The organism is Streptomyces sp. 13-12-16 (assembly GCF_002114215.1).
In the GTDB taxonomy this organism is placed as follows: Bacteria; Actinomycetota; Actinomycetes; order Streptomycetales; family Streptomycetaceae; genus Streptomyces.
Window position 1 is genome coordinate 1 of the sequence record NZ_NCTE01000449.1, and the last position, 8,289, is coordinate 8,289.

Annotated in this window: 7 protein-coding genes and 1 pseudogene; 1 reads left to right on the forward strand and 7 read right to left on the reverse strand. The window is 73.5% G+C overall.

All coding sequences use genetic code 11. The features are described 5' to 3' along the window. Positions 1 to 1,299: pseudogene (locus tag B7767_RS18280) on the forward strand (LuxR family transcriptional regulator); the annotation flags it as partial. On the opposite strand, the gene B7767_RS18285 reads toward B7767_RS18280, so the two are convergent. The 7 genes from B7767_RS18285 to B7767_RS18315 form a co-directional block, all read right to left on the reverse strand. Continuing rightward, positions 1,282 to 1,413: a LuxR C-terminal-related transcriptional regulator gene (locus tag B7767_RS18285; RefSeq protein ID WP_306297968.1), complete on the reverse strand. Its 132-nt coding sequence runs from the start codon at positions 1,411 to 1,413 to the stop codon at positions 1,282 to 1,284. The pseudogene B7767_RS18280 and the gene B7767_RS18285 sit on opposite strands and share 18 nt — an antisense overlap. A gap of 498 nt (positions 1,414 to 1,911) precedes the next feature. Next, complete coding sequence (locus tag B7767_RS18290; RefSeq protein WP_085573127.1) at positions 1,912 to 3,243, reverse strand: MFS transporter; 1,332 nt, start codon at positions 3,241 to 3,243, stop codon at positions 1,912 to 1,914. A gap of 3 nt (positions 3,244 to 3,246) precedes the next feature. Beyond that, entirely contained in the window at positions 3,247 to 4,101 is an 855-nt protein-coding gene (locus B7767_RS18295; protein WP_085573128.1) for an ABC transporter ATP-binding protein, read from the reverse strand. Beyond that, positions 4,098 to 5,150: an iron chelate uptake ABC transporter family permease subunit gene (locus tag B7767_RS18300; protein ID WP_085573129.1), complete on the reverse strand. Its 1,053-nt coding sequence runs from the start codon at positions 5,148 to 5,150 to the stop codon at positions 4,098 to 4,100. Before B7767_RS18300 ends, B7767_RS18295 begins: the two co-directional genes overlap by 4 nt. After that, positions 5,147 to 6,190, reverse strand: a complete 1,044-nt coding sequence (locus B7767_RS18305) for a FecCD family ABC transporter permease (RefSeq protein WP_373408224.1) — start codon at positions 6,188 to 6,190, stop codon at positions 5,147 to 5,149. Before B7767_RS18305 ends, B7767_RS18300 begins: the two co-directional genes overlap by 4 nt. Further along, a complete protein-coding gene (locus tag B7767_RS18310) occupies positions 6,187 to 7,248 on the reverse strand; it encodes an iron-siderophore ABC transporter substrate-binding protein (protein ID WP_085573130.1) in 1,062 nt (353 codons plus the stop codon). Before B7767_RS18310 ends, B7767_RS18305 begins: the two co-directional genes overlap by 4 nt. A gap of 144 nt (positions 7,249 to 7,392) precedes the next feature. Then, positions 7,393 to 8,163, reverse strand: a complete 771-nt coding sequence (locus B7767_RS18315) for an AraC family transcriptional regulator (RefSeq protein WP_085573131.1) — start codon at positions 8,161 to 8,163, stop codon at positions 7,393 to 7,395. Positions 8,164 to 8,289: the final 126 nt, after the last annotated feature.

Here is an 8,289-nt window from a genome sequence, read left to right on the forward strand (position 1 = left end):
CTGGACGCCGCCGCCATCAGCCCCATGGACGAGCGTCAGTCCGCCGAGGCGGAACTGCTGCGCGGCCAGGTCGTGTTCGCGTCCCAGAGCGCCGGCGACGCGCTGCCGTCGCTCCTCGGGGCGGCCGGACGCCTGGAGCCGCTGGACCCGGGGCTGGCCCAGGAGTCCTACCGTGACGCGCTCGACGCCGCCCTCACCGCCGGCCTTCCGCCGAGCGGCGCGGAGCTGCGGGACATCGCCGGGGCGGCCCTCGCCGCACCGCCGGGACCGCCGCCGAAGTGCAACGGTCTGCTCCTGCGCGGCCTGGCCACGATGGCCGTCGACGGATACGCGGCGGGAGTGCCCCTGGTGCTGCGGGCCCTGACCGCCTTCCGTACGCAGGAGATCTCCCCCGAGGAGAGCCTCGGCTGGTTCCCGCTCGCCGCCCGCACGGCCTTCGACGTGTGGGACTTCCACAGCGCGACGGTGCTCTCGACGAGGCTGGTCGACCTCGCCCGTGCCCGGGGGGCGCTGTCCGTGCTGCCGTCCGCTCTCCTGTGTCTGGTGTCGAACCGTGTGCTGGCCGGTGAACTCGACCACGCGGACACGCTGATCGCTCAGGTGAGGACCATCGGTGAGGCGACGGGCAGTCGCCGTCTCGTCGACCGCGTCGCCCTGGTGACCGAGCCGTGGAGGGGCCGGGAGACCGCGACGCTCCGGGCCGTCGACGCGATGGCCCGGGGCACGGACCGGCACCAGGACCCGCGGGACGGGACGCTCGGCTCCGGCCACTGGGCGAAGGCGGTTCTCTACAACGGTCTCGGCCGCCACGAGGAGGCCTACGCTGCGGCGGAGCAGGGCGCCGAGGAACCGGGGGAGCTGGGGCCGGCCGTCCGGTCGATGGCCGAACTGGTCGAGGCGGCCGTGCGCAGCGGACGGCCGTCCCGCGCCGCCGAGGCCGCCCGGCGGCTCGACACGCCGGCGCGGGCCAGTGGTACCGACTGGGCCCTGGGCACGACGGCCATGGTGCGGGCGCAGGTGAGCGAGGGCAACGCCGCCGAAGCCCTGTACCGGGAGGCGATCGAGCGGCTCGGCCGTACCGACGTCGAGGTCACCCGCGCCCGTTCGCACCTCCTCTACGGCGAATGGCTGCGCCGTGCGGACCGTCGCGCCGACGCGCGCGAACAGCTGAGCACCGCCCACGTCCTCCTCAGCCGGATGGGGGCCGAGGGCTTCGCGGAGCGCGCCTGGCACGAGTTGCGCGCCACCGGTGCGACGGCGGGCAGCCGCCGGAGTCCGTCCTCACAGGTGCCGTCGTGAGGTGACACCGAGCTTGCCGAGGATCTTCCGCAGGTGCCACTCCGCCGTACGCGGGCTGACGAACAGCCGCGTTCCGATCTCGGAGCCGGTCGGTCCTTCCCGCGCCGGCCGCACGATCTGCGCCTCCTTGGGCGTCAGGTCGCCCTCGGTGCTCCCGGTCTCCGGTGACGCGGGCGACCCGGAACCCCAGGGCCCGGGCCGTCACGTACTCCGGCAGCCTGCTCTTCCCCATCCCCGGCTCGCCCCGGAGCACCGGCGCTCGGCTGTCACCGCCGCGCACGGCGTCGAGCAGGCCGTCCGGCAGGTCGCGATCCCGGCGGCGCCCCAGGACCGGCCCGTGCGCGGAGCGGGGCCGATCCGTCCACTGGGACAGGGCGGACACGTATCCGCCTCCGTCGTGGACCCGGGTCGCTCTCCGATCACGGAAACACCGGCCCCCCTGACGCGCGGGGAGTGACCACCGGGGCGGTGTGTGCGCCCGCCCGAAAGCCGTTGTCGTGCACGAGGGGGCCGAAGAACATCAGTCGCTTGACGATGGGGGGCGGGTCTCGCGGTGTCACTCCGGGAAGCCGGCGACGTTGCCCGTCCGTCCGGCCCCGACCGGCCGGCAGGCTACCGATCGACACCGGCTTCCTCACGGCCCGGCGCGGTTCCGGTGTCCTCACGGTCCGGCGTGCTTCCGGCGCTCTCCTCGGCGCGACGGCGGGCGTCCTCGTCGGTGCGGGCGTCGTAGCTGACGAGCTTGGGGAGTGCGGCGGTGAGCAGGCCCACCGCGGCGACACAGGCGAGTCCGCCGGTCCAGATCGCCGGACGGGCGCCGGTCCAGCCGGCCATCACCCCGGCGCGGACCTGGCCGAGCTGGGGGCCGACGCTGTAGGAGAGGACCTCGATGCCGGCGAGCCGGCCGCGCAGCCGGTCGGGGATGGTCTGGTTCCAGATGGTCGAGCGGCCGAGACCGCTGAGCATGTCCCCCGCTCCCGCCAGGCCGAGGCACGCCAGGACCAGCCAGACGTTCGACGTCCAGCCGGCCGCCGCCATGGCCAGGCCCCAGCCGGCGGCGCCGAACACCACCAGCAGGCCGTGCCGTTGCGTCCGGGACACCCAGCCGCTCGTGAGGCTGAGCAGCAGCGACCCGACCGCGCCCGCCGAGTACATCAGGCCCAGCGACCAGTCGGCGTCGAGCTCGTCGGCGAGGAAGGGGAAGATCGTGTTGGGGAAGGCGAAGAACATCGCCGCCAGGTCCACCGCGTACGTGCCCAGGAGCACCGGCCTCGACCAGGCGTACCTGGCTCCTTCGGCGATGCCGCGCAACGACGGCTTGGCGGCGTGCTCGACGGGCGGCACGGGGGAGAGCCGACGGCACATCAGGACCGACGCGAGGAAGCAGACCACCGTGGTGGCGTACGCGGGGACGTTGCCCGCGTACGCCACCACGAGGCCGGCCAGCGCGGGTCCGCCGATCGCGCCCGCCTGCCAGCGCAGGGCGTTCAGCGCGGCCGCGGCGGCGAGCTGATCGTGCGGGACGATCCGGGCCAGCAGCGAGTCCAGGGCGGGGCGCTGGAGTCCCGCGAGCGCCGCGACCCCGGCCGCCACCACGTACAGCGGCCACAGCATGGGGTGCGGCAGCAGCGCGTTCAGCAGCAGGACGACGGCCAGCAGTCCCAGTCCCGCCTCGGTGAGCACGATGACCTTGCGCCGGTCCACCGCGTCCGCGAGCGCCCCGCCGTACAGGCCGAAGACCACCAGCGGCACCAGTTCGACGGCGCCCATCGCGCCCACCGCGAGCGGTGAGCCGGTCAGTTCCTTGATCTGGAGCGGCAGCGCGATCAGCGCCATCACGCTGCCGAGGTAGGTGACCAGTCCCTGCGCCCACAGGAGACGGAAGTCCCGGGAGGAGCGCCAGGGCGCGAGGTCGGGCAGTACTGCGGTGAGCTTCTCGATCATGGTTCAGCGGCTCCCGGCCGCGTGTTGCGACGACGCGGCCGCGGCTTCGGCGTCCGTGGCCGTCGAGTGGTGGCGTCCGATCGGCAGGACGAGGGGCTTGCCCGAGACCGGGTCCTCGATGACGCGGCTCTCCATGCCGTACACGGCCCGGACGGTGTCCTCGGTCATCACTTCCTCGGGTGTTCCGGCGGCGTGCAGTCGCCCGGACGCCAGGGCTATCAGCCGATCAGCGTAGCGGGCGGCCAGATTGAGGTCGTGCAGGACCATGACGATCGTGGTGCCGCGGGTCCGGTTGAGGTCGGTCAGCAGGTCGAGGACCTCGATCTGGTGGCTGATGTCGAGGAACGTGGTGGGCTCGTCGAGCAGCAGCAGGTCGGTCTGCTGGGCCAGGGCCATCGCGATCCACACGCGCTGGCGCTGGCCGCCGGAGAGTTCGTCGACCGCCCGCTCCGCCAGTTCCGTCGTCCGTGTGGCCTCCAGCGCGGCGGCGACCGCGGCGTCGTCCCGCGCCGTCCAGCGGGAGAAGGCCCGCTGGTGGGGATGGCGGCCCCGGCCGACCAGGTCGAGGACCGTGATGCCTTCGGGGGTGACCGGTGACTGCGGCAACAGGCCGAGGGTACGGGCGAGTTCCTTGGCCGGGGTGCGGTGGACCTCCTTGCCGTCCAGGACGACCCGGCCCGCGCGCGGGACCAGCAGCCGGGACATCGAACGCAGCAGCGTCGACTTGCCGCAGGCGTTGGCGCCGACGATCACCGTGATCCGCCCGGCCGCGAGGGTCAGGTCCAGGCCCTCGATGACGGCGCGGTCGCCGTAGCCGAGCGTGAGGTCCTCGGTGGCGAGGGTGTGGGACGCGGTCACAGTGAGCCTCCGGCCCGGTTGGTGCGGACGATCAGGTGGACGAGGTAGGGGGCGCCGAGGACGCCGGTGACGACGCCCACCGGGTAGCGGGTGTCGAAGGCGTACTGGCCGGTGAGGTCGGCGACCAGGACGAGCAGGGAGCCGACCAGTCCCGCGGGGACCAGCAGGGAGCCGCCGGTTCCGGTGAGCCGGGCGGCGATCGGGCCGGAGAGGAACGCGACGAAGGCGATCGGTCCGGCCGCCGCCGTGGCGAACGCGATCAGTCCGACGGCGGCGACGATCACCGTGACGCGGGTGCGTTCGACGTGGACGCCGAGCGCGGAGGCCGTGTCGTCGCCCAGGCTCAGCGCGCTCAGGTTGCGGCCCTGGGACAGCAGTACCGGGCCGAGCACGAGCACGGCCAGGACGGTGGGCACGGTCTCCTCCCAGGTGGTGCCGTTGAGGCTGCCGGTGAGCCAGCGCATCGCCGCCTGGAGGTCCCATTCGCCGGCCCGCGAGAGGACGTAGGAGGTGACGCTGTCGAGCAGGGCGGCGATGCCGATGCCGATCAGGATGAGCCGGGTGCCGGCGACCCCGTCGCGGAACGCGAGGGTGTACACCAGCAGCGCCACCCCGAGCGCGGCGGCGATCGCCAGTACGGACACCTGGGTCCCGCTCAGCGAGAAGGTGACGATGGCGATGGCCGCCGCCGCGCTCGCGCCCGCGCTGATGCCGATGACGTCGGGGCTGGCGAGCGGGTTGCGGAGCATCGTCTGGAAGGTGACGCCGGCCATGCCGAAGCCGAAGCCGGCGGTCAGGGCGAGCACCGCCCGCGGCAGCCGCAGCGTGCCGACGGTGAAGGACGCGCCCGGCACCTGCTCGCCCATGACCACGCGCAGCACGTCGGAGGCCGGGTAGAAGGTGTGTCCGGCCATGAGCGAGGTGGCGAAGGCGGCGGCGACGAGGAGCAGCAGGGCCAGGACGGTCAGCCGGCGCCGGTGCGCGCGGCGGACCCGGGCGCGGGTGACCGTGCGCTGTGCCGGCGGGGCGGTGTCGACGGGGGCGCTCACAGGGATCCGACCTTCTGCCGGCGGACGATGTGGATGAAGAAGGGGGCGCCGATGATCGCGGTCACGATGCCCACCTCGATCTCGGCCGGCCGGGCCACGACCCGGCCCACCACGTCGGCGGCCGTCAGCAGGACGGCGCCGGCGAGCGCGGAGAACGGCAGTGTCCAGCGGTGGTCGACGCCGGCCAGCAGCCGGCAGGCGTGCGGTACGACGAGTCCGACGAAGGCGATCGGCCCGGCGACGGCGGTGGACGCGCCGCACAGTACGACCGCGCCGAGCGCGGCGACCGCCCGCACGAGGGCCACCCGCTCGCCGAGTCCGGCGGCCAGGTCGTCGCCCAGGGCGAGGGAGTCGAGGGCGCGGGCGGAGGCCAGGCAGATGACGAAGCCGGCGGCGAGGAACGGCACGACGCTGCCGAGCTGTGCGTGGGTGGCGCCTCCGACGCCGCCGATCTGCCACAGCCGGAAGGTGTCGGAGATGTCGTTGCGCGGCAGGACGACGGCGCTGACCAGGGAGGCGAGTGCGGCCGAGATGGCGGCGCCGGCGAGGGCCAGCTTCAGCGGGGTGGCGCCGCCGCGCCCCAGCGAGCCGACGGCGTACACGAAGCCGGCGGTCAGGGCGGCCCCGGTCATCGCCGCCCAGATGTATCCGGACACCGACGCGAGGCCGAAGTACGCGATGCCGGTGACCACGGCGAGCGAGGCGCCCATGTTGACGCCGAGGATGCCGGGATCGGCCAGCGGGTTGCGGGTGACGCCCTGCATGACCGCGCCGGAGAGGCCGAGGGCGGCGCCCACCGTGACGGCGAGGAGGGTGCGCGGTACGCGGTTGGTGACCGCGGCCTCCTCCAGGGTGCCCTCCGCTCCGCCGAGCGCCGCCCAGACGTCGGCCCAGGCGACGTCGCGGGAGCCGAGGGCGAGGGAGGCGGTCATGGCGGCCAGCAGGACCGCGGTGACGACGAGGAGCCAGGTGACGCGCGCCCGCGCCGGACGCCGCAGCGGGGCGGGGTCCGGCGCGGGCGGGGCCTCGGTGACGGTCACGCGGCCTTGTCCACCTTGTCCGCGGCCCCGGCGAGCGCCTTCACGTAGTCCTCCAGGACGTACGGGATGGCCAGCGGGGTCGGGTTGGCGGCGGTGGCCAGCGAGGTGCTGCCGGGCAGCAGGTGGAGGGAGTCCCGCTCGACGGCGGCCAGCTTCGAGGTGAGCGGGTCCTTCTTGAGGGCCTTCAGCAGTTCGCCCTTGTCGTCCCCGTAGCCGGTGATGATGTCGACGTCGTTGAAGTCGTCGATGCGCTCGGCGCTCTTGGTGAGGACGAACTTCTTGGTCGACCCGGACGGCCCGGAGACGCTGGCGGGGATCTTCATGCCGAGGTCGGTGAAGAACTGCGTGCGGGTGTCGTGGGTGGTGTAGAAGCCGACCTGGCTGACGTTCTTGGACGACACGTGCGTCATGAACATCGCCGTCTTCCCCTTCAGCTGGGGGTACTTGGCGGCGGTCTTCTCGATCCGCCCCTCGAGGTCGGCGATCAGTTCGTCGCCCTCGTCGGCCAGTCCGATGGCCTTGCTGTTGAAGCGGATGATGTCGCGCCACGGGGTCGCCCAGGCGGCCTCGGGGTAGGCCACGACGGGGGCGATCCGGCTGAGGGTCTCGTAGTCCTGCTCGGTCAGTCCGGAGTACGAGGCGAGGATGACGTCCGGCCTGGTGTCGGCGACGGCCTCGAAGTCGATGCCGTCGGTCTCGTCGAACAGGACGGGTGTCCTGGCGCCGAGTTCCTTGAGCCGGTCCTCGGTCCAGGGCAGTACGCCGTCTCCGTCGTCGTCACCGAAGTTGGCCTTGGCCATGCCGACGGGGACGACGCCGAGGGCGAGCGGGACCTCGTCGTTGGCCCAGTTCACGGTGGCGACGCGCTTCGGCTCGTCGGGGATGACGGTGGTGCCGAGGGCGTGCTCGATCGTCACCGGGAACCGGCCGGAGCCCTTGGCCCCGGCACCGGCGGCGCCGCTGTCTTCGTCGGTGTCGCCGGACTCGCCGCCGCAGGCGGTGAGTCCGAACAGGAGGGCCGCCGCGAGGGCGAGCGCGCGCAGGCGTGGGGTTCTCATCGGCCCGTGTTCCACTTTCAGTCAAGTTAGGTAAGGCTTGCCTGAGAAGCGTATGGAGCCGGGGCCCGTGGATCAATCGAGCCTTTTCGACAGCCCTTGTAGTGATCGGGACACGGGTGCGGGCTCTCCGGTGCGACGGGCCCCTCAGCGCGCCCGGAACCTGCCGGGGGTCATGCCGGTCGTCCGCCGGAAGGCGGCTCCGAAGGCGCTCGCCGAGCGGTACCCGACCGCGTCGGCCACCACCTCGACCTCGAGACCGAGGGACAGCAGGTGCACGGCGTGCTGGGCCCGCACCGAGGCGACCCAGCGGGCGAAACTCGTGCCCGTCTCGCTCTGGAACGCGCGGGTGATCGTGCGGGCGCTGCACCCGAGGGCGGCGGCCCAGCCGGCCAGCGTGCGCTGGTCGGCGGGATCGGCCCGTACGACGTCCACGATCGGCCGCAGCAGCGCGGAGGCGGGCAGTTGCACCAGCAGCGCCCGGGAGGACGGGCGCAGGACGTCGAGCACCGTCGCCTCGGCCACGGTCCGGGAGCGCGGCGGCAGGCCGGGCTCCTCCAGCCGCTCCAGGAGCAGCCGGAGCAGCGGGGTGATCTCCACGGCCACCGGCACGTCGGGCAGCGCGGACTCCGTACCGTGCCGGAAGAAGTGGGCGCGGTAGGAGGTTCCGGCGACCGCGGAAGCGGAGTGCAGCTGCCCCGCCGGCATCCACAGCCCCAGCGTCGGCGTGATGCACCACACCTGGGAGCCGACCACGGCGGTGGAGGTGCCGTACTCGTTCCAGAGGAGTTCGTGCCAGGGGTGCGAGTGTTCGTTCCACGTCGTGTCGGCGGCGACGACCTCCTCGTACCCCTTGATCACGAAGGGCACGTCCCCCTCGCCGGCGGCGAGTGCCGGCAGGTCCCTGATGACACGCATGCGCTCAGGCTAACCGGCACCCGCCGCGCGACGGCCTCCGGCCAGGGCCCGAGGCCGGCCGCGAAGTCCCTGGTCAGCGCGGTCGGTACGGCGACGGCGGCGCCCACGACGACGCTCGGCGCACCC

Excerpts from the sequence above, each read along its gene's own strand:
- B7767_RS18315 (WP_085573131.1), bottom strand. The coding sequence starts at position 8,163 with ATGCGTGTCATCAGGGACCTGCCGGCACTCGCCGCCGGCGAGGGGGAC.
- B7767_RS18290 (WP_085573127.1), bottom strand. The coding sequence starts at position 3,243 with ATGATCGAGAAGCTCACCGCAGTACTGCCCGACCTCGCGCCCTGGCGC.
- B7767_RS18310 (WP_085573130.1), bottom strand. The coding sequence starts at position 7,248 with ATGAGAACCCCACGCCTGCGCGCGCTCGCCCTCGCGGCGGCCCTCCTG.